The sequence below is a fragment of the Pirellulaceae bacterium genome (genome assembly GCA_019636385.1).
Lineage (GTDB): Bacteria > Planctomycetota > Planctomycetia > Pirellulales > Pirellulaceae > Aureliella.
Map to the genome: position 1 here is coordinate 787288 of JAHBXT010000004.1, position 26940 is coordinate 814227.

Genomic DNA, 26940 nt, shown 5'->3' on the forward strand with positions numbered 1-26940 from the left:
GTCCTATGTCAACTAACAACACGTTTACGCGACGAAGTTTCGTGGCTACCGCCGCGATCGGAGGTAGCTTGATGAATTCGACGCTGCGAGCTTTTGAGCCTCGCAGTTCTAAGATTCGCATCGGGCAAATCGGCGTGGCTCACGGTCACGCCAACAAATTGGCGGTGTATCGTGCGGCCGCTGACTATGAAGTCGTGGGGATCGTCGAGCCGGATGCTCAGTTGCGAAGTCGCGCGGAAAAGCAATCCGCCTTCCGCGATTTGAACTGGATGACTCAGGAGCAACTGTTGTCACAGCCCGATTTAGATGCTGTGCTGATTGAAACCACACCGCGCGACAGCTTGGATGTCGCCGAAGCCTGTATCGCTGCCGGCAAGCACATTCATTTGGACAAGCCCGCCGGCCAGTCGCTGTCACAATTTGAACGCATCCTGGCTGCTGCCGAACAGAAAAACTTGCTTGTGCAGATGGGTTACATGTATCGCTATAATCCAGCCATCGAGTTACTGCGACAATTCTTGCGCGACGGCTGGTTGGGCGAGGTGTTTGAGTTACACGCAGTGATGAGCAAAGTACTTGGCCCTGCCGATCGCCGTGAATTAGCTCAGTACGCAGGTGGCATGATGTTCGAGTTGGGCTGCCATTTGATGGATTTGGTAGTCGGCCTGTTGGGCGAGCCGCAACGGATCACCGGCTATGCACGGCCCACCGCTGGCCAGGCCGACCATTTGGTCGATAACGCCTTGGCGGTGCTGGAATATCCACACGCCATTGCAAGTATCAAATCCGCGGCAGTTGAAGTAGAAGGGTTTGCTCGCCGGCATCTGGTGGTTTGTGGCACTCGCGGCACATTTCATATTCAACCCTTGGACGACCCCGCCGCGCGCATTGCCTTGGATCAACCACGCGGCAATTATCGTGCCGGCTATCAAGAGGTAACGTTCCCAAAATATAGTCGTTACGTTGGCGATGCTGCCGACATGGTTCAAATCTTGCGAGGCCACAAGCGACCTGACTACTCGTACCAGCACGACTTGGCCGTGCAGCGAAGTGTGTTGGCGGCTTGCCAGACGAGCTAGCTCAGTTGTTCAGAAAGGAGACCCACAATGGTCGCTGTGTTGCGTACTCCCGATGAAAGATTCTCTGATCTGCCCGGCTTTTCGTACTCGCCGCGGTACGTTCAAGTCGGTGACACGCGAATGCACTATATCGATCAGGGGCAAGGCCAGACCGTACTTTGCCTGCACGGAGAGCCGACTTGGTGCTATTTGTATCGCAAGATGATTCCAACTTTGTCGGCTAGCCACCGCGTGGTCGCGCCCGATATGGTGGGTTTTGGGCGATCCGACAAGTACGCTGATCGCAGCGACTATTCGTTTCAAATGCACGTCGACAAGCTGACCGGGCTGATCGAGCAATTGGATTTGCGCGACATCACGCTGGTGTGCCAGGATTGGGGTGGACTGATTGGCCTGCGCATTGCTGCCGAGAACCAAGAGCGTTTTGCGCGACTGGTCATCATGAACACCTGGCTGCCGACCGGCGATGAGCCTCCAGGTGAAGCCTTTTTGAAATGGCGTGACTTCGCGGCACGTCAGCCCGACATGCCCGTCGGTTTCATTTTGCGGCGGACGCTAGTCCAAGGCTCGGCCTTAGCTGAGTCTGTGATCGCAGCCTATGAAGCTCCGTTTCCCGACGCCAGCTACAAGGCCGGTGCAGCACAATTTCCGTTGCTGGTGCCGATCACTCCAGATGATCCCGGCTCAGAAGGCATGCGCAGAACGCGGCAGGCCATGGCGCAGTGGACTAAGCCGGTGCAGATCATGTTTTCTGATTCCGATCCAATCACCGCTGGCGGCGATCGCTTCTTCCGCAAGCTGATGCCTGCCGCCAAATCTCAACCGGAAATCACCATTCGCGGCGCAAGCCATTTTTTACAGGAAGACGCCGGTCAGGAAATCGCTGAGCACATCCTGGAGTTCATCGACCGAAATCCGCTGCCTCGTTATCCTAAGGTCGTCTGATTTGTAATTCGGCAATTCTCCCAAAAGCGACATGTGCCTTGAGCAATCAAGTCGACTGAGTTACCAGCGTCGAGCGGATAAAATCCTCGTTGAGCGTCACACCCAGACCCGGTCTGTCGGGGACGGTAATCCAGCCGTCTTCGGCCTGCACGCGCTCGTGAGTCAGTTCATGGCGTAACGGCGAATCTTCCACGCAGTCCTCAAACAAGAATGCATCGCGGCAGGTACTGAGCCAGTGCAGACTAGCAGCCACGGTTACGGGACTGGTGTAACAGTGATTGCACAGCCGCGCACCGATCTCTTCTACCCGCTGGCGAATATAGGCGGAGTCGGTAAAGCCGTTGCGCGATAGATCGACTTGATAGACATCCAAACAACGCCCGTCGATCAGCGGTCGGAATGATTGCCGTCCACACTCTTCTTCGCCGGCAGCGATGGGCACTGGCGAACGATCGCGCAGCCAGCGGTAGCCTTCGTAGTCGTCCGGATGCAGCGGCTCTTCCAACCAACCGATGTTGTGCTGCTCGAAGGCATGCGCCCGCTGTAAAGCCGTCCGCGCGTCCCACACACAGCCCGCATCAATCAACAAGGTTGCATCGTCGCCCAGCCCGCGGCGCGCGCCGGCGACTAAGTCTCGATCAACAGCCTCGCTGCTGCCCATCGGCTCCCAGCCAAATTTCACAGCCCGATAACCGGCCTGGCGCCAGCGGCGACCTATATCCGCCGTCTCTTGTCCGTCTCGACCAAACAAGATCGAAGCGTAGGCCAGTATCTTGTCATGCTGCTTGCCGCCCAGCAGTCGATGAATGGGCTGACCGAAATGTTTGCCTTTCAGATCCCACAGCGCCATGTCGATGGCGGACATGGCGGTAATCATCACGCTGCGGCGACCGCAATACATCGTGCGGCGATACATCTTCTGCCACAACCGCTCGGTCTCCAGAGGATTTTCGCCAATCAAAATGCCGCGCAAGCCCGTGGCCACGTTGTGACTAAAAGGTGCATCAATGGCCGCTTTAACCATTTCGGGCGAGGAATCGGCTTCGCCAATGCCCTCCAGCCCGCTGTCGGTGCGGACGCGCACCAGGATCGAATCCTGACTGCTGGCCGTTTTGGCCTCGACATTCTTGATTCGCAGAATTTGACAAACAACTTCAGTAATCTTCAATTCAGTAACTCCTTGCCAACGACCACGATATGTTGCCCCTTGCGCACGGTAGCGACCCAAGCCTGAGCCAGCAGAATGCCATCGACTCCGGCGCGCATTTCAAACGGAGGCATGTCGATATGATCAAAATCGTGCAACAGCCCGACGATATCACCTCGCTGTAATCGACTACCACACTCGACCAGCGGTTCGTAATGGCCATCAAAGGGAGCGACGCCGAAACAGTCACGATCGACCATTTCCAGCTTGCGCTGTGTGCCAGCGCGATGATGGTCGATCTTTTCGATTGAGCCACGCAACTGTCCATGATGAATGGCTGCCGCCAACACGCCTTGCCGGCCATAGCGCACTCCGTCGACATTGACCGCCCTACCCCACCCCAGCTCGGTGCCAACCGTGATCTTGCCCAAGCTCTCCGCTTCACTGGGCAACAATCCAGGCGTCATATTCTGATAGACCATCAAAGCTGGGGTGCCGAACCAGCGCGCGGTCTCTTCGATCAATGCCGCTTGTTGTGGATCATCGACGTGATGATAGTTTGCGCACAAAGCGAATCGAGCGACATCCCCTCCTGAATGCAAGTCGATCACTACGTGAACTCGCGGCCAAATGTACTCTCTCACGAAGGCCGCAATGCGATGGGTAATGCCTGACAGTGCCGGCGACTGGCCAGCCCCCTCCACAAAGGCGCGATTCATATTTACGCCGTCGTCCAACTGACTCTCGCGCGTCCCTGAGCGGAATGCCGATGGGTTGAGCACCGGAATGAAAATGATGCGTCCTAAAACGTCCGGCGTTTGAATTTCTCGCAGCAGCTTCTTCAGCGCGACCGGGCCTTCGTATTCGTTGCCGTGGTTGGAACCAAAGGCGACTAATCCCTGACCGTCAGTGGCCTGCGGGCCAACCCAGACTGTCAGCGGCAACAGGTGGTCGCCCCAGATGCTATCGTGCTCGAGCGCCAGCCAATAATCGCGACGGCCCGGTGAATCCAAATCTAGTCGATCCGGTCGAACGATGGCTCGCGACATTGGCAAGATCACTTTCAATTGCTGTAACCGTCCTTAACTAAGGCGATTGATGGGCGTGGTGGGCCGGCGCAGGGACAAACCTAATTTGACTCAATCCAACCACTTCGCTCTCTGCCTACCTTAAGTTCTAGCGAACAGCTTGCGCCGCCCTGCTTGTCCCAGTCTACGAATGATGTGGATTGTTACCAATTTCAGCGAGCTGCCTACGACGCTAACGGATCGTCGCCGCACTCTGCTATGGCCGCGATCAGCGCCGCGCACATAGCGGGTCCAGACTGGGCAGTGAATGGAAATTGATTGCAATACTTTGGTGACTGATAACCGGCGTAGGATCGAGCCTGGATGTCAAATTCATCCGGCAGGTACCCGATGCGGCCATTAGCATAACAAGCCAACATCAAATTCCCAGTAGACCGCTCAGCCGCAGATCGACGAACGTTCAACGCAAAGGGCGAAAAAAACTCGGAGGCGTTAGCTGCAATGCACAAGTCTCCGATGCGGACCGCTTGAACTTCAGTGTCCAAGTACTCTGGCCGCTGCTGGTAATCTTTCAGCATTAACTCAGTCCACTCCATTTTGAAGCGGCACATGGCTCGCACCGCCTGCTGTTCGTCTCCGCCGTGACGCCGAACCATATCATCTGGTCGATTCGTCATCGCTCGGCCGAAGTCTTCGCGCCACTTGGAAAAATCTCGGTCACGCAGCCGTCGCTCGGCTTCTTGACGGTCCTGCATAATCTCGGCTTCGGTCCAGCGGCGTGTTGGCAGGCGTGCTAAACGACTGGATACCGCCACCTCCGCCCGACTGGCGTCAATGGGCCGCGCACGCTGCAGAACATCCAGCGCGGCCCGAGCGATGCGACCCGCTGGCTGACTCCAGTTCTGCGCCGTGGCCAGCTCCGGTAGAAAATTGACATCACCGCAAGCGCCCTGCAGGTACAGGGCTGTTGTGCCAGGCAGCGCTTGCTCAAGGGCGTCACACACCTGCCCCGGCAAGTCGCGGCTGACCGCCCAAGGACGCTTCTCGGTCGCGATCGTGGGATGCCCTGCGAAATTGACTAGCACCGCCAGCGGCGATCCATGGCCGCAATCAACTGCGGCCACGACCAGATGCGGATCCACGCTGCCGTGAGGACGGGTGCGATTGTAGGTCAAGTCGTGTATTTCAGCTTGCGCCGTGCGCATCGTCGCCGATTGCCGGTTGTTCCAAGCCACAATGGCTGCCGTGGCAGCTTGACGACTAGCCCAATCTTCGTAAACCGGATCGCACTGGCCGACGCCCAGCAGCCCACCCGCAGCCGGGGCGTTGTGCGAATGCGAGCAGGTCAGCATGATCGCGCTGGGCGACACCGGTATCTCGTCGGCGATTCGCTGCCGCGTCCGCTCGGTAAACACTGTATCGATGACCATCAAATCCAGCGTAATGACGATTGCTGCCTGACGACCATCGTCCACCGCCAGAGCCGTGGCGTATAACGGATCATGCACGGTCTTCCAGCGACGCTGAATGTAATATCCCCAACCTGTTAGCTCGACACCCCAAAATGGTGTCAAACCGGTGCGTGCAACGCCTGCAGTCAGCATATCTAATTGGCCTTCCGCGCGCTTCGAGTGTGACGTATTGATGGATTGGCCACGAACTGACCACAGTATACCGACTAATGCTGTGGTTATGGCATTCGATGACAACTAACAACGGGACGGCTGGCGGAACGAAGCGGAGCATTGAGGACAAGCGTCATCCCGCAGAAGCTCGGTGACATGTAATGGAGAGTAGGGTTCAGGAGGGGGCTAGTCTCGTTGTAGCAGGAAACAGAACCATCCACCGGTCAAGTCGGATGGCATACTGCCCAACAGCCAAATTTTGAGTACCCGTTAAGGTGCATGGTCCCCAAAACTATGCTATCCCCAAAACTATGCTGGCTGGATCGCTAGCGAGACTCAGCATATCGCCAGAGACCGCCTAGTGTTTCAGGAACGAGCTGTTGACGAACTTGGAACTGCTCTTGTATTCTCAATGTCAGCTCTACGCGATCTAGACTATCGAAGCCAAAGCTCTCTAAATCCGTTTCTGGCTGTTGTTCACTAGGAGTTAGCGGTCGGCCAAGCAACTCTTCGACTATCTGATTGACTTGCTGGATGGTCCGTAGCTGGATGGCTGTCAGGTCAATTGTAGGCTGGATGGCAGACTGGTAATTGCCCTGTCGCGGTCCAAACCAGCGATGATAGCGCACAAACTTGGGTGGCTGGCCACCGTCCGCGTTGTACCAGCGCTCCAGGAATTCATTCAGCGATCGACGATCGTTCAGTGGTAATTGGCTACGTTCAATTACCTGGAACTGCACGGTGACATGCCGTCGAGGTAACCAGAAAAACAAGCTTGCCAGTGTCCACAAAGCGGCGCGTTGGGCTTGTCGGGGCAAATCGGGTAGCTGACCAGTGGCGGCACAACTGAATCGGCTACCCCACAGACCGCGCGTTCGTACCAATACGATGCTGGCTGTCGGCACGCGACTGATAACTTCAAACGCCGCTGATGCCGCTCCGACGACTTCGCGATCTCCGCGCTGCAGTCGTCCGGAGGGATACAGTAGTATGCAATCGCCCGCCTGAAGTCGCTGCACAATATGCTCGATCATCTGTCGCGTCTGAAGCTGGTTCTCGCGACTGGGCAGCGTTAAATCGGGAACCTCAAACGCGTCGGTCAGCCTCATCAGCGGCCACAGCATTTTCATGCGGTAGGTGCCTGAATAGACTAGCGGGCGCAGCGGACGATAGGTATCTACTCGGGCGATGAGTAACAACGGGTCGATATAGGCTGGATGGTTGGGCAATACGAGCGTCGGACCGCGCAGCGCGCTTAATTGCTCCAGACCATCCAACTGCACACGATAGCGCAGACCAAGCAGACCGCGAATCAAAGTCCTCAGCAGTTGACGGCTCCTGGAACAAAAGAATTGATTCCATAGCGGGCTTACAATTTGGCCTGAACCAGTCCTGCCAAGTGCTCAGCCTGAATCATTACCGCAGAAGTTCAATCCTACAAACGTTCAATCCCGCAGGCTGAACCTGCGGGATTTTTTTGGAAACTCTCATCGTCCTCTGCGCGCCAAACATCGTTACATAAAACTGCCGCTACGCACGAGGCGGGGCGTACAGGCGAATTTTGAGTTGCTTGCCGGCCACGCGCGTGCGTCGCAGTAGATTGACGACATGTTCTGGCAATCCAGCGGGCAAGTCTATCGTAGTATAGGCTGGGCGAATTTCAATTGGACCAATGTCTGAACCGGCTATCCCTGCCTCGTTAGCAATGGCCCCCACGATGTTGCCCGGCTTGACGCCATCACTGCGACCGACGGCCAGTTGATAACGCTGCATGCCAGGTGCTGGTCGGCCTGAATTATTTCTGCGTCGCGGGCCGCTACGGTGATCGGGCCGATCAGAATCTTCTGAACCGCGAGGGCTGCGGAAGCGTTCGGACCGCTGCTTGCCTTCTCGGTCGGAGAAGTTTCGTGATCGCGCCCCTGGCCGGGATTCGGTTTCGGATGCGGATAAGTCCTTGAGCTGTGCGTCTTTTACAAACATCGATCTGCCGCTGCGTGTCTGACAGGCCAGCGCCGCTGCAATGATGAGCGGATCGGTACCGGTTTCCTGCGCGTATTGCGTGACCAGGGTTTGAAAGGCAGAAATATCTTGCTTGGCGATGGTGTCGGTGATATCGCTTTTAAACCGTTCAACGCGCTTGACGTTGATCTGGCGAGCCGTCGGGAAATCAACGATCTGAATGGGTTGCCGCGTTACCTTTTCGATCAGGCGCAACTTACGCTGCTGGATAGGTGTCAAAAAAATGTAAGCCACGCCAGCGCGGCCAGCGCGACCCGTGCGACCAATGCGATGCACGTAAGACTCACCGTCGTGAGGCAGGTCAAAGTTAAACACGTGGCTGATGCGCTGCACATCCAGACCACGGGCGGCCACATCGGTGGCGACCAACACGTTGAGTTGTCCCGACTTGAGTTGATCGACAGTGCGTTGGCGACGGGCTTGGGGCAAGTCGCCATTGAGAGCAGCTGCCGAGATGCCCAGCCGCCCTAAGTGTTCGGAAACGCGAACCGTGGTGTCTTTGGTCTTGGTAAACACGATTACCCCATCGGTATTCTCTAGTTCCAGCAGTCGTACCAGCAACTCCATTTTGTTGCGTTCAGGCACGAACACACAGCGCTGCTCGATCGACTCAGCGGTCAACGTCTTTTGTCGGATGGTTACCAACACCGGGTCGTTGAGATGCTTGTCGGCGATCTCGCGAATGGCGGGTGGCATCGTGGCCGAAAACAATGCCATCTGCTTGGGCTGAACTGCACTGCTCAGAATCCGCTCGACATCCTCTTGAAACCCCATGTTGAGCATCTCATCGGCTTCATCCAATACCAAGCACTGTAGTTCGTCGAGTTTCAGCGTTCCACGCTCCAAGTGATCGATGACTCGTCCTGGTGTACCAACAACGATGTCTACACCGCGACTAAGTCCTCGCAACTGCGGTTGGTAGTCAGCCCCGCCGTAAATAGTAAGCACGCGCAGCTTAGGCAAGTTGGCACCGTAAGTTTCGAAGGCTTGAGCGACCTGTTGAGCTAGCTCGCGTGTGGGGGCCAGCACGAGAACCTGCGGAAGTCGTCGGCCCTGCTGCAGGCGACTCAAAATGGGCAACGCAAATGCCGCCGTCTTGCCACTTCCGGTTTGCGACTGCGCCAGCACATCGCGACCGGCCAGCATCGTCGGAATAATCTCCGCCTGAACTGGCGTAGGTTGCAAATATCCTGACTGTTGGACAGCGAGCTGAATCTCGACTGGCAAGGCCAAGTCGCTGAATTGCTGGATGGCGACAGGAGACTGAATTGGCGTAGCTTCTTCGATGGTCGTAGACATTCGATTCTCATTCTGAGGAAAAATTTTCGGCGAACCATAATGTGGATTCGCCCGGTGGTATGTGCAGGGCGCTCGATCGAAAGTGGCGACGAATTGTTATCGGTCGCACATCACGATGGAACGATTACGCTGACGCTACTGTGAAGCGTTTGAATTCACTTCCCCTTGGCTGAAAATCCACGGGGGACTCGTGTCGCAATCCTAAGCCCGACACGTCACTCTCAAAGACGGAGTGAAAAAGGCGATGAATTGCGCTCTACTGCACTTAACCAAGAGGCTATCAACCGTTTGGTCAAGCTTGGAGCGCCTTTGTCGTTGATCTTTCCCTGACCGTTCGACACACGCTCGATTTTCATAATTTGCTCAGATTGTACTCGAAGCTCAGAACCGGCGATAGCCTTAAATTTGTTGGGTATATTGCGGTCCGCAGTATCAGACGAGTCAGAATCGACCCGTATAATGCTGTTCCCGGCGGTCACAGCCGGTTTTGGAGATCCTTGAGGTAAAGTGGGGATGGCAGTGGATTTTTTTCAGCTTGTTCGACGACGTCGAAGTGCGCGACATTTCACCTCAGAGCCAGTTCCGGCTGAAGTGATCGAGCAGGCTCTTGAAGCAGCCATTTGGGCACCGAATTCTTCCAATGTGCAGACCTGGGATTTTTTCTGGGCGCAGTCGTCAGAATCTAAGGCAGCATTGATCCCGGCATGTATGAATCAAGCCCCGGCGCGTAAGGCACAGCACCTGATCGTCGTGACCGCCAATCCCAAATTGTGGCGGCGCTCCAAACAACCCCTGGCCGAGTGGGTTCAGCGCGAAAAAGGACCACCGCCTGTTCAGCAGTATTACGGCAAGATCATCCCCGTGACTTACACCTGGGGCCTACTTAATTGCATCGGTTGGTTGAAGAAGCTCGGCGTGACCATGATTGGGCTCATCCGTCCCATCATGCGCCGCCCCTGCTTACGTGGAGAATTGGAAGAGGTGGCCATTAAGTCGGCCGCACTAGCGGCGGAGAATTTTGTGCTGGCCATTACGGCTCAAGGATACGACACCTGCATGATGGAAGGCTTTGATGAACCGCGCGTTCGCAAGATACTGGGCCTGAATCGTTTTTACCGAGTAGCCATGGTTATCGCCGTTGGCCGCGCTGGCCCAAAACCATCGTGGGGAGAACAATTTCGGTTGCCGCTGGAGATGGTGGTGCACAAGGTCTAGTCATCGCTGCCGTGGCTAGCCTGCTATTGCAACCCGCTGTGTTAGCCCGGGAAATCGTGCTGTACCGCGCCAGCGCTACAAGTTGGAATGCGACACCACAACCCACAGTAACTGACCGATTGATTAAAATACCCGCACTTGTCCGCTCAACATACTCTCTGAAGTTGGCCACATGCAACGCCAGTTCATTTCCAATCTGCAAGCTCGCGACAGCGTGGACGAAGTCTATCGTGTCGCTGACAAACAAATCCGCTCCAATCGTCAGGGGAACGACTACATCCTGCTGCAATTGCTCGATCGCACCGGCCAGATCAGTGGCCTGCGGTGGAACGCTGGGCAAAGCATCTACGAAACCTTTCACAAAGGTGATTACTTGCGCGTGCTGGGGATGGCGCAACTGCACAATGGCATATTGCAGATTATCGTCCAGGACTTCGAGCGTGTGCCGCCGGAAAAGGTGAATCGCGTCGATTTTGAAAAGTCGCAACCAGGCCAGTCACAGCAGTTGTTGCAGGCGCTGCGTGAGATATTGGAACAAACAACCAATCCACATTTATTACATTTGGTCCAGGCATATTTCGCGGACCAATCTATGATGACATTGCTGATGCGCGCGCCGGCCGGCATCAAAACGCATCACGCTTACGAAGGAGGGTTGCTGAGGCACATGTTGGATTTGATCCACGTCGCTCAGTCGGTGGCTCCACATTATCCGCAACTGGACGCCGAACTGCTGAGGGTCGGTGTGTTCTTACACGATCTGGGCAAAGTTGAGGAGCTGCGATTTGACGGCGAGTTGACCTACACCGATCCAGGACAGTTGTTGGGTCATCTAGTGCAAGGTTGTTTAGAACTGGAACGGAAAATCGCTCAAGTGGCACACGAGACCGGCCAGCCGTTTCCCGCCGAGCTGGCCTGGCGATTGCAGCACATGGTTATTAGCCACCACGGACAATTGGAACACGGCAGTCCCAAGGTTCCGATGACTTTGGAAGCCATCGTGTTAGCCTACCTGGACGACCTGGATGCCAAGATCAATCAGGCCACCGAATTGATCGAGTCCGATCGAAATACCGACAGCAATTGGACAACTTACCACCCGAATCTGGGACGAAAGCTCTTCAAACCATCGCTGCGTCGAAGCTGAATTCTTGCGGATCGTCGATTAGAATTAAGCGGTTTCTGCCATCGCATGTACCGCAGTTGTGTGTACCGGGGTTGTGGTGCGACCCCGGCAGAACAATCGAGGACTTTGGTTTGTGTTCAAATCGGATAGTTCGATGTTTCCGCCTTGCGAGCGCATGTAGGCTGCAAGTGTTGTCGCTGCTGATCGTTGTGCTATCGCTGCGCGCTTCGATCGTTATCGCTCAGCAATCCGCCACTGAGCCTCAACAAGCGGACCTGCAACAGGCCGACTTCTTTCATAATCAGGTTGAACCGATCCTTCGCTCCAACTGTTTTTCATGCCATTCTCATGAAGCGCAAACTATGGAGGGTGGTCTGTCGCTGGATTGGAAAAGTGGGTGGGCGTCCGGGGGAACGCGTGGACCAGCCATCGTGCCTGGCAAGCCTGAAGAGAGCTGGCTGATTCGCGCGATCCAACATCAAGATGCATCGCTGGCGATGCCCGAACAAAAATTGAGCGCTGCCGACATTGAAGTGTTGGTTCGCTGGGTCCGAGATGGCGCTTGGGACGATCGTACGCTGGAACCACTCACCGATCAGCCGCTGTCGTGGTGGTCGCTTACACCACTGGTTGCTCCGCCCGTCCCACAGTCCCACGCAAGCGCTGGACCGCATCAGCATCCAATCGATGCCTTCATTGGTGCCAAGTTGCAAGAAGCGGGCCTGGTCGCCTCGCCTCGCGCCCGACCACACGATTTAATTCGCCGCCTGTACTACGACCTGATCGGGCTGCCTCCCTCGGTGGAAGAAATCGAATTATTTGCCAGCGATTCAAGTGAACGAGCGTACGCAGCGCTGGTGGATCAACTGTTAATGTCCGAACGTTACGGAGAACGTTGGGCGCGGCACTGGTTGGACACAATTCACTTTGCCGAATCACATGGTTACGAACACGATGTTGGACGCGATCATGCATGGCCTTATCGTGACTACTTGATCAACGCACTGAATCAAGACACCGTCTGGAGCAGGCTGATTCGCGAGCAATTGGCCGCTGACGCCTTTTATCCGGAGTCGACTCACCTGATTCCGGCGCTGGGATTCTTGGGTGCCGGCACATTTGATTTGAGCACTTACAGCACTGGCCCAGTAACTTTCGACTACCTGGATCGCGACGATATGGTCACCCAGACGATGGCCGCCTTTGTCAGCACCACCGCCAATTGCGCGCGATGTCACACACACAAGTTTGATCCCATTACACAGGAAGACTACTACGCTTTGCAAGCCGTTTTTTCTGGTGTTCTCAAAGGCGACATTCGTTACGACCCAGATTCCACCGTCGCCGCCCGGCGTCGGCACTGGACGGGGCTGCGCGATGCGGCGGCAGATCGTGATCCGTCGGTGTTATTGAATGAGGATTCGCAGCGCTTGGTTGAAGTGTGGCGAGAACGGCATCAAACTCCTGCTGTCTGGTCAGAACTTATCGCTACCTCCTTTGTGTCTGCCTCGGGAGCTACTCTGACGCGCACCAGCGACGGTAGCCGGGCCATTCTTGCCAGTGGGATATCACCGGACACGGATACCTACACGGTCACCGGTAGCGTTAGCCTGCCGCGCGTTTCCGCGATGCGCCTGGAGGTCTTGCCGCACGAGTCGTTGCCGATGATGGGTCCGGGACGCTGTGCAAATGGGAATTTGCATTTATCGGAAGTAACCGTGACGCTGTTTGAGCAAGGTAGTAGCCAAGGCAAGCTGCTGAAGATCGCACGCGCCACCGCTGACTTCAACCAGTCCGACTGGAATATTTCTCATGCCATCGATGGCGATGTGAAGACCGCTTGGGGCATTCACCCCGAAGTCGGCCAGCCACATTACGCCGTGTTTGAGTTCTCTGAACCCACAGAGTTGCCTGCCGGTTCACAATTGACTGTTTCATTACGGCAATTGCACGGGGGCTCGCATCTGCTGGGTTTCTTTGGCTTGTCATTTACTCAAGCACCCACGTCTGCAGTAGCCGCCCTGCCCCGCGACGTGTCCGGCATTCTGAAGCTGCCCGCCGACCAGCTCAACGACGGACAGAGACTGAAGCTGGCCGCGCATGCAGTGACCGAGGAAGCGGATGTTCAGTTGTCGCGTTTGCCCGAGCTAGCACGAGTCTACGCTGTGGGCACAGTGGTGGAGATTCCAGCAGGCAACGGCAACTACACTTCAGCGTCTCTAACTGCACCGAAGACGGTTCACCTACTGAGACGCGGCGACATCGACAAACCGGCTCAGGCGGTCGCACCAGGCGCGTTATCGATTTTGCAGCATGTGCCGGCCCGGTTTACAGAATCCGAATCAGCGGCCAGCGAATCGACACGCCGGGCGGCGTTGGCCGAGTGGATTGCGCATCCCCAAAATCCGCTCACCTGGCGCAGCGTGGTGAATCGCACCTGGCATTATCACTTTGGACGAGGGTTGAGTGATACGCCCAGCGATCTGGGGCGGATGGGAGGATTGCCGTCCCATCCCGAGCTGCTAGATTGGCTGGCCGTGTGGTTTCGCGACCAGGCTGGCGGGTCACTCAAGGCGCTGCATCGACTGATCGTGACCAGCCAAACCTACCAGCAGTCTTCGGCGCAGCGCGTTGAGGCCGCGCGGCTGGATGCTGACAACCGCTTGCTGTGGCGACAGAATCGTCAGCGTTTGGATGCTGACTCTTTTCGCGACTGGGTGCTGTCTGCATCGGGCAAACTAGATCTGAGCATGGGGGGGCCGTCGAACCAACATTTCTTACAGTCTCCAGGACCGCAGGCCACACCCAAACTCGATTATGCGCGATACGACTGGAACAGTCCGGGCTCCAATCGCCGCAGTATCTACCGGTACGTGTGGCGGGGCATTCCCGATCCGCTGCTGGCCGCTTTGGATTTTCCCGACCTCGGTTTATTGTCACCCACGCGCAGCGTATCCGCCTCGCCGCTACAAGCTTTAACGCTGATGAATCATCCTTTCGTATTGCACTTCAGCCAAGCCCTGTCAGATGAGATCCGCTCGCAATCGCACGACAACGACGCGTTAGTAACTGGCCAGCAAGTTCGTCAGGTCGTGCGTTATATCTACGGTCGTGAGCCGCATGATTCAGAAGCCGCGTACATGGTCGCTTACGCTCGCCGACACGGATTAGCTGGACTGTGCCGGCTGTTATTTAACTCCAATGAATTCTTGTTCATTCTCTGAGTCACAAATGAATCGACCGCGTCACAGCCAATCCGCTCATGGGTCACAAGAGAGACTGGGTTCGCGCCGACAATTGTTGATGGGTGGCGGAGGCTTTGCCTGCCTGGCGCTGTCGGATCTGCTCGATCGGCAGTTGCGTGCCGAATCGTCGGTGGGCGATACTCGCCGTAGCACTGGAGCCAGCCACCATCAGCCTAAGGTCAAACGAGTCATCCAATTGTTCATGACCGGCGGTGCCAGTCCGATGGATACGTTTGACTACAAGCCTGAGCTGGATCGACTGCATGGCCAAATGCTTGGTCCCAAACAGAAGCCAGAAGGTTTTACAGCGCCGGCCGGTGCGATCATGAAAAGTCCCTTCAAATTTCAGCAGCATGGACAATCGGGGCGCTGGGTCAGCAGCGTCTTTCCCGAACAGGCCCAGCTGGTGGACGAAATGGCTTTCTTGATGGCCATGACGACTAAGACCAACGTGCATGGTCCGGGTACTTACATGATGAATAGTGGCTTTCTGCTGCCGGGATTTCCGTGTTTAGGAGCCTGGGTGTCCTATGCCTTGGGGAATCTGACAGACAATTTGCCGACGTTTGTGGTGCTACCCGATGCGCGCGGTTTGCCCTACAACCAAAAGGGGTGTTTTAGCGCTGGGTTTTTGCCGAGCCTTCACGAGGGTCTGGTAATCGACGCCGGTGCCCAACCGCCCATCGCCGATCTGTTTGCCGACCGTTCACGCTACTCGTATGCCACGGCTTCGGCGGATCATGACGGCATACAGCTGCTGCGACGCCTAAACGCCAATTACGGCGCTAGCACGACAGGCGACACACATTTGGATGCACGCGTAGCCAGTTATGAATTAGCGGCCAAGATGCAGTTGTCCGCACCCGAAGCCTTTGACTTGTCGCAAGAAACCGAGCTGAGTGCGCGCAACTACGGACTACACGACGCGGTCACACAGGATTTTGGTCGGCGCTGTCTGCTGGCGCGCCGGTTGATCGAGCGGGGGGTGCGGTTTGTACAGGTGTGGAGTGGCCCGCAAGGCGCAGTAAACAACTGGGATAATCACGGTAACATCCAGAACGAATTGCCACCGATGGCTGCCAGCGTCGATCGCCCGATCGCCGCACTGCTGAGAGACCTGAAAAATCGCGGATTGGACGATGACACACTCGTTGTCTGGACTACCGAGTTTGGTCGCACCCCGTTTGCGCAAGGCAGTCAGGGGCGCGACCACAACGGTGGTAGCTTTGTCACTTGGCTCTGGGGCGCCGGCATTCGCCCCGGCGTGGCTCACGGAGCCAGCGACGACTGGGGCTATCAAGCTGTCGAAAACAAAACCTGGTGTCACGATCTGCATGCCACCATTTTGTACCTGTTGGGCATCGATCATTTACAACTGACCGTACGTCATAACGGCATCGATCGCCGCCTGACCGATGTGCATGGTCATGTCATCCAACAGGTGCTGAGTTAGCAGGCTGCAATCCAGATAATGAGTGGCTGATGCCTGCGTACGATAGTGGAATCAGATCGCTTGATCCTGAGTACCCCTGTGGCTCGATTGAAAGACTGGAGCGTGTGGGACTGGTGCAAAACTAGTGGCAATACCAAACTTGAGAAGCGGGTTACTGACGATGCGTAGAACTTTGCTTGTGGCCGGTATCAAGTGTGTGCACTTGATTCACGGCGCCTTCATCTTCTTGGTGGTAGCCGCGCCTCGGAGCGCTCAGGCCAGTGACGGTGAAACCCGTCGCCCCCACGTACTGTTTATCGCCGTCGATGATCTGAACGATTGGTGCGGGCCGCTGGGTGGTCATGCGCTGGTCAAGACGCCTAATCTGGATCGCTTGGCCAGGCGCGGCACAACGTTCACCAACGCACATTGCAATTCGCCCTTGTGCAATTCATCGCGTGCCAGCCTGCTGTTTGGTCTCAGACCTACCACAACTGGCATTTATGGATTGTCTCCTTCTCCGCGAGCACTTCCGGAATTTGCCGAACTACCGACGCTGCCACAGTATTTTGGAACGCACGGCTACACCACCTATGGTGTGGGCAAAATATTTCACAGCGGCGTCAGCGCAGGGCCGCTACCTGGAAATGCGCGATCGGCTGGTACTCCGCAGCCCGATTTCATGATTACCGGCTCGGCAGGTGGCATTGGCGCGCGTCCGCCGTCCAAGCTGGTTGGGCCTACCCCCATGGGCAACAATCCCTTGATGGATTGGGGCGTATTCGCACATGAGGACAAGGATAAAGGTGATTACCAAGTCGCCAGTTGGGCCGTCGAACGTATTCTAAAGGCTCCCAAGGACCGACCGCTGCTCTTCTCTGCGGGATTTTTTCTGCCGCATGTACCGTGTTATGCTACACAGCCATGGTTTGATTTATATCCCAACGATCAGTCCGTTCTGCCTGAGGTGTTCAGTAGCGATCGCGATGATACGCCACGATTCTCCTGGTACACGCACTGGCATTTGCCAGAACCGCGTTTGAAATGGCTGCAAGAGCGTGACCAGTGGATTAATTTGGTACGCAGTTATCTGGCCTGCGTCAGCTTTGTTGACGCGCAAATTGGCCGCGTATTGGATGCGCTGGAGCAAGCCGGTCTTGCCGATCGAACGATCGTCGTCCTGTGGAGCGATCATGGCTGGCATCTGGGCGAAAAGGGAATCACCGGTAAAAATTCTTTGTGGGATCGCAGCACGCGTGTGCCGCTGATTTTCGCTGGCCCAGGAATCACGGCTGGGGCTCGCTGCGACCAACCGGTGGAACTACTAGACGTCTATCCTTCGTTGGTCGAGCTATGTGGGCTGACCGCCCGACAAGACTTGGAAGGTTTGAGTCTGGTTGACCAACTGCGCGATCCGCATGCTGTCCGCACGCGCCCGGCTATCACTTCACACAACCAAGGCAATCACGGTATTCGTAGCCAGCATTACCGCTTGATTCGCTATGCTGATGGCAGCGAAGAATTCTACGACTATCGCACCGATCCACGCGAGTGGCATAACGTGGTGGGGCAATCTCAATATGCCGAGCTGATCGCTCAACATCGTAGGTGGCTTCCGACCATCGATCGTCCTCCTGCTTCCGGCAGCGCTCACCGCATTTTGACCTATGATGCCGATTCAGATACGGCAGTCTGGGAGGGCGCTGCGATCTCTCGAGCGGATCCAATTCCTGAATAAAGCCAGCCTAAACTAGAACTGATCGCACTCCGGCTGCCACGCTCGCCAGAGGTGGATACTACTGGAATCGCCGGTGCAAATCCACGGTTCAGGCGACCGTGGCTACGGAAAGATGCATTCACCCAAAACGTTCTATGCAACGCCTACGCTGGCGGTTAAGGCTGCTTGTACGGCTTACGCTGCCCGGCGAACTAGATCACCGATTGCGTGTCGAACAGGTGTTGGCTGTTGCAGTTGTTGCCAACGGTCGCTGGCAGACTTAATGCGCTGCTGTATATGAAGATTTGCATCGGCCGACAGTGTACCTCTGGCCCAGGCGAGTGAACCTGAGAAGTTCCCTGTCAAGCAACCGCGCAGGAAGTCTACAGCAGCAGCGCCGGCTCCTGAGGCTTGTAGCCCGTAAGCGACCGCAAGTTCTGCCAGCTGCTTGATGTTCGCAGCTGTTCGCTTACTGGTCGCCTGCGATTGTTTCACACAATCGCCTTCGAGCAACTGACTAGGAATCCCCAGTCGGTTCATCAGTAGCGCCAATTCGACATCCGCATTGGCCCACTGGACCGATTCGTTCCAACCGCCGACAGCCAGCAGCATCCGGCGCAAATAGAAGCCGCACGTCAGCTCGGGCCCACAGGTTAGTCCCACGTGTCGTTGCCGATAATCTCCTGAACGCAACACACTGCCACTGTTAACCGCGTCCATTCGCAATCCGTAGCTACACTGAGTCGCGGTGGTGGCAATGCCGACGGCCAAACTAGCCGGTTCATTGGCAGAATTTGACTTGCTGGTCAGACGCTGGCAGGCTTGTTCGGCCCAATCATCAGACTGAACCGTGACACCACCGCTCAGCACGCAAATTATCGGCGAGCGAGCTACCGCTAGACCAGCGTTTAACAGCGCAACGGGATTGTCAGCTTCCTCATGCAACAACAGCAGTTCATCACCCAGTTGATACGGGTCAGAGTAGCTGCCGTCATGGACCAGAATGATCTCGCAATCCTTGGGCCGATGTTCCAGCGCCGAAAGGATCGTATTCTCGAGATCGCTGTCGTTGTGTTGATGCGGTACAATAATCGATAGACGTAACACGGATGTTCATCCCCTGAGCTGAGGCAGCGCATCGCTAGCCGTCCTGCTTCTCTGCAGAACTGGCACAAATGGAGACATCGGCTGGTCTGCCAGCCAAAATCAATTAAAACGGCGGATGCGACAGTCAGGCAGATTAGTCAAGTTGTGAGGGCGAATTTCATAGTCCTGTAGGGATGAGTTGTTGGTAGCAAATGTGGTGTGGAATGAGCAGAATCGTCCCTCAGGCACGAGATGGGGTCAGTTCACCAGCTGACAGGCGAAGTATTTTGCTGATATTGTGTCCCGACGGGTCAAGTCATTTTTTCTTGCCGGTTGCTTCAGAGCTCCGTTGGATTTGATTCCTCCCTTCGGAGGTGTGTATTACCACCAGGGCTCGGCATAGGAATTGTCTGCCCTCCTGACCCAAAAAGCTTCACGTCTAAACGCGTTAGCGACGGACTACTACTCATCCCTCGATTACGCTTGGGTATGTGATGGTGAGAGCCTACTGTCGTTGCTCAATTGCTAGCAAACAACCGGTGGCAGCAGCTATTTCATCGAGCCGATCTGGCGGGAGTTCACCGAGCAGCGGTTGCACCGGACCTGTGTCGGAGATCCCGGCGCTGGTCACCGCCTGATGTAACACGGTGATTGGATGAATGCGATTGCGCAGTTCTTCAAGTTCCGCGAACTGCCTGCGAATCAGTTCGGCACCTGCGTCATCCCCCGCCTGTAACTTCCGTAACATGTTCAGCGATAATCGCGGAGCCACACACACGCAGCCGCTGGTGAAACTGACCAGGCCAAATCGGCGTAGGTGAACGATGGCCGGCTGCTCGCCCATTCCGCTGACAATCAAATTTGAGGGCACATTTTCCAAAATCTCGCTCAGGTAACCATCGTTTTCTGGATGCTCTCGTACTACAGCATACTTGATCCATGATAGCAAGCCGTCGCGATAGAGCCTGCCAAGTGTCGATGGTGACAACCAGCCATCGTGCTTCAAGTACACTACCACGGGGCGACCGACAGACTGGACAAACTGGCGAATTCCTGTTTCGATACCACGCTCGTCGCTAAGCTCTTTTTGAGGCAGGACCATGGCGGTCGGGAAATCATAATCTTTGAGAATTTCAGCCTGATCCATCATCGTGCCGTAAGCCGGTCCAACCGCCGGCACGACTAAGGTCTCTGCCGCCGCTAGTTCAACCAACATGGTTAAGAACTTGGCGTACTCGCTGGGCCGGATGTGATACAGCACTGCATTTCCACCATACAACAAGGTCGTTATGCCTGCCTGTTCCAAATAACGAATCATGCGTTGGTTTTCGGACCGACAGATTTTGCCCGCCCTGTCGCGTGCCAGCGGAGGTACGGCAATCACACTGGCTGACAATCGAGCTGCGGAAATGGGATTGGTTTGCATGACTCAGGGTACTTTGATTCTGGTTAAGACTTGTAGCTACCTGTTTTGCGACGGTGGCATCCGTTTTTATTGACCGCTCGACAAACTGACGGCTCAAGCTTCAAAAAATATCGGGTTCCTGACCAGGACTGCGACCGGACAGAAAGTCGAAATCACAGCCTTCATCGGCTTGGGTCACATGCCGCGCGAACAGCCACTGGTAGCCACGTTTAGCTGCTGCTACGGGCGCCTGCCAACGACCGAGCCGCGCGGCCAGCTCTGACTCATCGACTAACAGATTCAGTTGTCGCCGATCAACGTCCAGTTCAATGAGGTCGCCGTCGCGCACAGCGGCTAGCGGTCCGCCCAAGTGCGACTCGGGCGACACATGCAAGACACACGTACCGTAACTGGTGCCACTCATACGCGCATCGGAAATGCGCAGCATGTCGCGGACGCCGGCTCGCAGCAGTTTATCGGGTATTGGCAACATACCCCATTCCGGAAATCCAGGTGCGCCCAGTGGACCGGCTGACCGTAGCACCAGCACCGTATCAGCCGTGACCGGCAGATCCGGTTGATTGATGCGCTCCTTCATCTGTGCATAGTTATCAAATACCAAAGCTGGCCCACGATGCTTGAGCAAACGAGAATCGGCGGCTATCGGTTTGATAACGCAGCCCCGCGGTGCCAGATTACCGCGCAGCACATAAGTTCCTCCGCTAGCCGACAACGGATTGTCACGCGGGCGGATCACGTCGTTATCAATGACTTCGGCATTAGCTATCTGCTCTATCAACGTCTTGCCTGATACTGTGCGGCAACTTGTGTCGACCAGATCTGTCAGGCGACTCAACAACGCCGCTAAACCTCCGGCATTGTAAAAATCTTCCATCAGATAGCGTCCGGCGGGGCGCAAGTCGGCTAAGACCGGCACCTTGCGTGACCAGCGATCAAAATCATCCAGTGTCACCCGACAACCGGCTCGACCCGCCATAGCGATCAAGTGTACTATGGCGTTTGTCGAACCTCCGATGGCTAATTGCGTGATAATCGCGTTATTGAATGAAGCTTGAGTTAGCACACGACTGGGCCTCAGGCCTTCCCAAGCCATCTCCACAGCCCGCCGACCGCTGGCAACCGCCAAGCGACTATGCTCAGCCACGACGGCGGGTATTGAGCTGGCCATCGGCAAGGTCAGGCCGAGCGCTTCGGCCACCGAGGCCATCGTCGACGCGGTGCCCATCGTCATGCAGGTGCCGTTAGAACGGGCGATGCAATTTTCCATCTGGAACCAATCGCAGTCGGCCACTTGTCCGGCTCGCCGTTCATTCCAAAACTTCCAAGCATCCGAACCGCTGCCCAAAGTTTGATCTTTCCAGCGTGCCTTGAGCATCGGTCCGGCCGGCAGAAAGATCGCCGGTAGATCGGCGGAAAATGCGCCCATCAACAGGCCCGGCACTGTCTTGTCACATCCCCCCATCAGCACCGCCGCATCGATGGGATGGCTGCGCAGCACTTCTTCTGTTTCCAGAGCCAACAGGTTGCGATAGAGCATAGTCGTGGGCTTCATCAACATCTCGCCCAAGCTGACCACAGGAATCTCGACGGGATACCCACCCGCCTGCAGCACGCCGCGCTTGACCTCCTGCACGCGCTGCGGAAAGTGCCCATGGCAAGTATTCAGATCGCTCCACGTATTCAAAATGCCAATGATCGGGCGATCACGATAATCGTGGTCGTCCAGCCCCAACCCCTTCAGTCGCGACCGATGCCCAAAGCTGCGCAAATCATCTGGTGCAAACCACCGCGCCGATCGCAGTTGACTGGGTTCTCTCTGGTTTGGTGCTGCCATACTGAACCAACGCCTGCTTCATCTACGAATAGAATCTTGTAGTGGCGACTAAACAGGTCAGTCGCCCACCGTGGTTGATGAGGCTGAACTCAACCGATCACCGATAAACTCCATCGACAGCGTCAGGAACATGCCTACGGCAGTCAATACAATCACCAGTAGCACATTGACTGAACTTTCGCTTGGCCACAGCATTTCAAACTGCTGCTGCTTGAACGGCAGCGCTGCGGTCTCAGCGGTCGGCTGCTGAAACGGCCAAATTTTGTACAAGGAACCTAACATCAGCCCGACCAGGAACGCCATGGTCGCGTCGTGACGTTGACTGAACAACCACCGCAGTAGGCGGCTAAACGATATCAGACCTACCGCACATCCGGTCACAAAGCAGGCGATGATCTGTAACCCTTCTACGGTAAACTCACCCTTGGGCAATCCCCGCAGCAACTCCGTAATAGGGTGGTACATTCCCAGCAACAGCAAGACGAACGCCCCGCTAATCCCTGGCAAGATCATGGCGCAAATGGCGACAGTAGCCGACAAAAACGCTGTCAGTGGAGTTAGCGTGCCGTGCAAGGGACTCAGCAAACAGATTTGCCATGCGACAACAGCGCCGATCAGCAACAGGCCGACGTGCATTGGCTGCCACCGTTTCAGACGTCGAGCCACAAGATGACTGGATGCCAGGATCATGCCTGCGAATAGTGCAAACACGTAAGCTTGATGATGCGTCAACAAATGGTGCATCAACGACGCCAGGCCAATAATTCCTGTGGCAACACCGGCACCAAGTCCAGCCAAAAAACGAAAGTCGATGTGCTGTAGGGCCGCCAGCCACCGACCGCTGGTCAACAGCTTGAAAAACTGACCATCCACACGCGCTATGGCACCTACCAACCGTTCGTAGTGACCCAAAATCAGCGCTACGGTTCCACCGGACACCCCAGGAATGATGTCGGCTGCGCCCATGCACAGCCCGCGCAGCCAATTGATTGCATCATTGGCATAACCGTTATGACTATCAGGCATCGACTGAACTTCGTGAATGTGAGCGAGGTTGACTCCATCGAACTGGCTGGCCGGGGTTACCTTTAGCTAGCCGCTATCATGATTCGCATAATCATCGCGGCAAATTTTTTGTAGCTACGCTCGCCAGCGCGTGGCCCCACTAGCATAACCTGTTCGAGCCCTGCCGTGTCAGATCACTTAAAAGCTTTGATTATAGGAATTGTCGAAGGATTGACAGAATTTCTACCAGTCAGTTCCACGGCCCATATCCGCATTTGCCAAGAGCTGCTGAACATATCGCTGGAAGACAGCTACTGGAAGATGTTCGCGATCGTAATCCAGCTTGGCGCTGTTCTGGCGGTAGTGGTCTATTTTCGTTATCGCATTCTGGATTTTCTGCGGCACTTTCCGGGCGGACGATCTGGACAGCGCAAATGGTGGAATCATCCGCTGTCTTTGGTGACACTCAGTTTTGTCGTCACAGCCATTCCTTGCTTCCTGTTGGATAAGTACATCGGCGATAATTTGGAGAACTTCCACGTCATCGGAGCGGCTCTGATCATTGGTGGCGTTTTGATGTTGTGGATCGATCGCACCTTCAGCCAGCGTGCCACCACGCATCACATGGACGATATTACCGTCCCTCAAGCGCTGGTCATTGGTTGCACGCAGATTTTAGCGGCGGCCTTTCCGGGCGTCAGCCGTAGCATGTCCACGATTGCCGGCGGACAGGTGATGGGGCTCTCACGCCCCGCAGCACTTGAATTCAGCTTCTTCTTATCGCTACCAGTCATGCTGGCCGCGACCGGTTTCAAACTGCTGCAATTTGTACTCAAGAGCATCACGACTATCACGACGGACCAGTGGCTGATTCTGGGCAACGGTTTTGTAGTCAGTTTCTTGGTGGGCTGGGCGGTAATTGCCTGGTTCATGTCATGGGTCAATCGCCACGGCTTTGCGCCCTTTGCCGTTTACCGATTGGTTATCGGTTCAGCGGTGCTGCTGTGGCTGGCTTGACCGTCACGATCACGCATTTGAAGGCCGGTGTCTTGGATTGCGGATCGAGAGTGCGGGGCACCAACACATTGGCTTCCGGGTAGTACATCAGCGCATTGCCGGGACGAATGTCGTCATAGGACCGCGCCAGGTAGCCAGCGATTCGGCCCACGCTGCTGGTGATCTCGACAGGTTGGTCCGGCTGCAGATTCAGCCGCCGCAGGTCGTCGGGATGAATCAAGATCAGATCTCGGCGCTCTTGACCGCGATACAAATCTTCCTCTTCGTACACGACGGTGTTGAACTGACCTTCGCTGCGCACCGTCATCAAGCGCAGTTGATCGACACCGATGGCGGCCAGTTCGGGGATGGGATGCGAATGAAAAATTGCTCTTCCGTCTGGGGTCGAAAAACGCGGTTGATGTAAAATCCGACCGGTAATCTGAAATTCTTGCTTGGTCTGCCCGATCGACCCGATGGCTTGGTAGCCAGGCACAACCTGTCCGATCCACTGCCGAATCGTGTCGGACTGCTGCATGTCGGTCCACTGGATCGCCGCACTATCTCCCACCAGTCGCTGACCCAACTCGGCCACTACCTGAATTTCGCTGCGCGGTCCGGGATAGCGCACTGGTCCACCATCGCTCAGACGCACAAAGTTGAACATCGACTCTTGCGTAGTCGGCTGCGGCTCTTCATCGCGCGGCAGCACGGGCAGAATCAACGTCTGATCCGCCAAGGCATGTACATGGCCCGTGTTGAGTGTCGTGCTGAGCGTAGCCAGCAATCGCAATTGCCCCAGCGCCTGCTTGGCATAAGCAGCGTCTGGGTTCGATCCGTACAGATTGCCGCCTAAGCAAATGGCCGCCTGCGTTTGACCTGAGTGAGCGGCCTCCATGCAGGCCATCGTGTCCATGCCTGGCGAGGTGGGCAACGGCAATTGATAGTGCTGCTGGAGATTATTGAAGATTGCGTCTTTCAACTTGGGAGTGACGCCGACAGATCCCATTCCTTGAACGTTGGAGTGACCGCGAATAGGCATCAGCCCAGCACCAGACCGCCCTACCATGCCGCGCAGCAACGCCAGATTGACAATGGCCTCGACGTTTTCGACTCCATGCACATGGTGCGTAATGCCCATCGTCCAGCCAAAGATAGCGGCGCGGGACTGCGCGTACAATTCGGCAATTCGACGCATTTCTGCCTGCGTTACTCCACTGCGCTGCTCCAAGTCACTCCAGCGCAGCCCTTGTAAGTGCTGCACAAAATTCGCACCTCCGCTGGTGTGATTGGCGATGAACGCCTCGTCGGCAGCTCCACACTGGACAACGGCCTTAGCAATGCCGGTCAGCAGCGCTAAATCACCTCCAATGTGTGGTTGACAATAGTGGCTGGCAATGGACGATCCGAACAACATGCTCCGCACATCGCTGGGAATACGGAATTTGACCATACCCAGCTCACGCACCGGATTGATCAAAATCACTTGACCGCCACGGCGACGCAAATGCGTTAGTGACGTCAACAGACGCGGATGATTGCTGGCCGGATTACCTCCGATGATAAACGCCAGATCACAGTGCTCGATATCCTCTAGCGTAACTGTGGCTGTGCCGGTACCCAAAGCCTTGTTCAGTCCAACGCCACTGGCCTGATGGCAATAGTAGCTGCAGTTATTGACGTTGTTCGTGCCGTACAGTCGCGCTACCAACTGCAACAAGAACCCGGCCTCATTGCTGCTGCGGCCGCTGAAGTACCAGAATGTTTGGTCAGGAGCCAGCGATTTCAGGGCATCCTCAATTCGCTGCATGGCCTCTCGCCAGGTCACCGGTCGAAAATGACTGGCACCGCGCGTATAGAGCACCGGCTGGATCAATCTGCCGGATATTTCTAATTGTCGGGACGACCAGCTCTGTAATTCCGCCACGCTGTTTTGCTGCCAAAATTCGGCGGTAATGGCCGGCTGCATATCCGACGCCATGGCCTGCATCGACTTCTTACAGACCTCAGGAAAGGCACCGCGCTCATTGACCATACCGCCCTTTTGACCACCCATTCCCAAAGCGCACGTCTTGCAGGCGTTCTTGCTGCGCAGGGCTTTGTAGAATTTCCACAGTCCGCCTGCTTGGCGTGCCTTGCGGATGGAATAACCGATGGCCGCCCAGCCACCGCCGTTGCCTACCTTGCGCATAGATCGTCGTCCAATTCTCAAAATCCCGCCCCATCGCGGTGTAGCCGCTATTCTAGGCGAGTGATCCATCAGTAGCTACCGTCGCCAGACGGTGGGGTTTGTAGCTACCGTTACCAGACAGTGGATTCAGGGGGGGACATGCGGGGCAGTTGCAAAACTAGGGATAGTGTGGCCAGGAAGCCGTAAACGCGTACGCCATGGCGCATTGAACTGCGATTAGTTCTGCCCTGGGCTGATAAAATCGTAACCCGAAGCGTTAGCGAGGGAATATTGATTGCCCCTCGCTAACGCTCTCTGAACTTGCGCTCTTCGAACTTGCGCTCTTCATAATTAATGGCCAGGAAACGCACCATGAACTGGTTGTTCGTACTCGTACTCAGCCCCTGGCGGTACTCGTACTTCTACGCGAACAGTGCTTTTCGAGCACGAGCACCATTTCATTCATTGAGTACGAGCACGATTCCTGGCCAAAAAGCAATTTCAATACTAACGCTTCGGGTGGTGATAACTACCCTACGCTCGTCC

Annotated in this window: 18 protein-coding genes; 8 read left to right on the forward strand and 10 right to left on the reverse strand. The window is 55.9% G+C overall.

Annotated elements, in window-relative coordinates:
- Positions 1 to 5: 5 nt before the first annotated feature.
- A complete protein-coding gene (locus KF752_17515; protein ID MBX3423359.1) occupies positions 6 to 1079 on the forward strand; it encodes a Gfo/Idh/MocA family oxidoreductase in 1074 nt (357 codons plus the stop codon).
- Positions 1080 to 1106: 27 nt separating this feature from the next.
- The gene (locus tag KF752_17520; GenBank protein MBX3423360.1) at positions 1107 to 2024 is read left to right on the forward strand and encodes a haloalkane dehalogenase; all 918 of its coding nucleotides are present in this window, start codon (positions 1107 to 1109) and stop codon (positions 2022 to 2024) included.
- A gap of 46 nt (positions 2025 to 2070) precedes the next feature.
- Here KF752_17520 and KF752_17525 read toward each other — a convergent pair whose 3' ends face one another.
- The 5 genes from KF752_17525 to KF752_17545 all read right to left on the reverse strand — a co-directional run bounded on the left by KF752_17525 (position 2071) and on the right by KF752_17545 (position 9142).
- Complete coding sequence (locus KF752_17525; protein MBX3423361.1) at positions 2071 to 3192, reverse strand: mandelate racemase/muconate lactonizing enzyme family protein; 1122 nt, start codon at positions 3190 to 3192, stop codon at positions 2071 to 2073.
- Positions 3189 to 4238 (reverse strand): succinylglutamate desuccinylase/aspartoacylase family protein, encoded by a 1050-nt coding sequence (locus tag KF752_17530; protein ID MBX3423362.1) that lies wholly within the window; start codon positions 4236 to 4238, stop codon positions 3189 to 3191. The genes KF752_17525 and KF752_17530 overlap by 4 nt, the downstream gene beginning before the upstream one ends.
- 185 nt (positions 4239 to 4423) lie before the next feature.
- The gene (locus tag KF752_17535) at positions 4424 to 5803 is read right to left on the reverse strand and encodes a hypothetical protein (protein MBX3423363.1); all 1380 of its coding nucleotides are present in this window, start codon (positions 5801 to 5803) and stop codon (positions 4424 to 4426) included.
- A gap of 347 nt (positions 5804 to 6150) precedes the next feature.
- On the reverse strand, positions 6151 to 7140 hold the full coding sequence (locus KF752_17540) for a 1-acyl-sn-glycerol-3-phosphate acyltransferase (protein MBX3423364.1): 990 nt from the start codon (positions 7138 to 7140) through the stop codon (positions 6151 to 6153).
- 214 nt (positions 7141 to 7354) lie between these two features.
- Positions 7355 to 9142: a DEAD/DEAH box helicase gene (locus KF752_17545; GenBank protein ID MBX3423365.1), complete on the reverse strand. Its 1788-nt coding sequence runs from the start codon at positions 9140 to 9142 to the stop codon at positions 7355 to 7357.
- Between the two features lie 513 nt (positions 9143 to 9655).
- On the opposite strand from KF752_17545, the gene KF752_17550 reads away from it, so the two are divergent.
- The 5 genes from KF752_17550 to KF752_17570 all read left to right on the forward strand — a co-directional run bounded on the left by KF752_17550 (position 9656) and on the right by KF752_17570 (position 17898).
- On the forward strand, positions 9656 to 10357 hold the full coding sequence (locus KF752_17550) for a nitroreductase family protein (GenBank protein MBX3423366.1): 702 nt from the start codon (positions 9656 to 9658) through the stop codon (positions 10355 to 10357).
- Positions 10358 to 10529: 172 nt separating this feature from the next.
- Positions 10530 to 11504, forward strand: coding sequence for an HD domain-containing protein (locus tag KF752_17555; protein MBX3423367.1), 975 nt, complete (start codon positions 10530 to 10532; stop codon positions 11502 to 11504).
- A gap of 167 nt (positions 11505 to 11671) precedes the next feature.
- Positions 11672 to 14707 (forward strand): PSD1 domain-containing protein, encoded by a 3036-nt coding sequence (locus KF752_17560; protein MBX3423368.1) that lies wholly within the window; start codon positions 11672 to 11674, stop codon positions 14705 to 14707.
- Positions 14708 to 14786: 79 nt separating this feature from the next.
- Positions 14787 to 16181, forward strand: coding sequence for a DUF1501 domain-containing protein (locus KF752_17565; protein ID MBX3423369.1), 1395 nt, complete (start codon positions 14787 to 14789; stop codon positions 16179 to 16181).
- A 160-nt stretch (positions 16182 to 16341) separates the two neighbouring features.
- Positions 16342 to 17898 carry a sulfatase gene (locus tag KF752_17570; GenBank protein ID MBX3423370.1) on the forward strand — a complete coding sequence of 519 codons (1557 nt, stop codon included), beginning with the start codon at positions 16342 to 16344 and terminating at the stop codon, positions 17896 to 17898.
- A 174-nt stretch (positions 17899 to 18072) separates the two neighbouring features.
- Here KF752_17570 and KF752_17575 read toward each other — a convergent pair whose 3' ends face one another.
- The 4 genes from KF752_17575 to KF752_17590 all read right to left on the reverse strand — a co-directional run bounded on the left by KF752_17575 (position 18073) and on the right by KF752_17590 (position 23249).
- Positions 18073 to 18984: a glycosyltransferase family 2 protein gene (locus KF752_17575; protein MBX3423371.1), complete on the reverse strand. Its 912-nt coding sequence runs from the start codon at positions 18982 to 18984 to the stop codon at positions 18073 to 18075.
- A gap of 484 nt (positions 18985 to 19468) precedes the next feature.
- The gene (locus KF752_17580) at positions 19469 to 20329 is read right to left on the reverse strand and encodes a dihydrodipicolinate synthase family protein (protein MBX3423372.1); all 861 of its coding nucleotides are present in this window, start codon (positions 20327 to 20329) and stop codon (positions 19469 to 19471) included.
- Positions 20330 to 20489: 160 nt separating this feature from the next.
- Positions 20490 to 22223 carry a dihydroxy-acid dehydratase gene (locus tag KF752_17585; protein MBX3423373.1) on the reverse strand — a complete coding sequence of 578 codons (1734 nt, stop codon included), beginning with the start codon at positions 22221 to 22223 and terminating at the stop codon, positions 20490 to 20492.
- A gap of 57 nt (positions 22224 to 22280) precedes the next feature.
- On the reverse strand, positions 22281 to 23249 hold the full coding sequence (locus KF752_17590; protein MBX3423374.1) for a DUF368 domain-containing protein: 969 nt from the start codon (positions 23247 to 23249) through the stop codon (positions 22281 to 22283).
- A gap of 165 nt (positions 23250 to 23414) precedes the next feature.
- Here KF752_17590 and KF752_17595 point away from each other — a divergent pair, with 165 nt between their 5' ends.
- Entirely contained in the window at positions 23415 to 24245 is an 831-nt protein-coding gene (locus KF752_17595; protein ID MBX3423375.1) for an undecaprenyl-diphosphate phosphatase, read from the forward strand.
- On the opposite strand, the gene KF752_17600 is transcribed toward KF752_17595, so the two are convergent.
- On the reverse strand, positions 24211 to 26415 hold the full coding sequence (locus KF752_17600) for an FdhF/YdeP family oxidoreductase (GenBank protein ID MBX3423376.1): 2205 nt from the start codon (positions 26413 to 26415) through the stop codon (positions 24211 to 24213). The two genes, KF752_17595 and KF752_17600, sit on opposite strands and share 35 nt — an antisense overlap.
- Positions 26416 to 26940 lie beyond the last annotated feature (525 nt).